Source organism: Pseudomonas sp. SIMBA_067, from assembly GCF_046534675.1.
GTDB lineage: Bacteria > Pseudomonadota > Gammaproteobacteria > Pseudomonadales > Pseudomonadaceae > Aquipseudomonas > Aquipseudomonas putida.
In genome coordinates, this window is sequence record NZ_JAWRYH010000209.1 from 1 (window position 1) to 311 (window position 311).

The 311-nt window shown below is 63.0% G+C and carries 1 protein-coding gene; it reads left to right on the top strand.

The genetic code is table 11. From position 1 onward, the window contains the following. The coding region (locus SB765_RS28765; protein ID WP_410932376.1) for a transporter substrate-binding domain-containing protein at positions 1–311 on the top strand (311 nt) is incomplete at both ends.

Sequence of the window (311 nt, forward strand, 5' to 3'; positions counted from 1 at the left end):
CTGGGCCAGGCACCCGCCCAGGCCAACGGTCTGGACGATATCATTGCCCGCGGTACCCTCAAGGTCGCCGTACCCCAGGATTTCCCCCCCTTCGGCTCGGTCGGCCCCGATATGAAGCCTCGCGGCCTGGACATTGATACCGCCAAGCTGGTGGCCGACCAGCTCAAGGTCAAGCTGGAGCTGACCCCGGTCAACAGCACCAACCGCATCCCGTTTCTCACCACCGGCAAGGTCGACCTGGTGATTTCCAGCCTGGGCAAGAACCCCGAGCGAGAAAAAGTCATCGATTTCTCCAGGGCCTACGCGCCGTT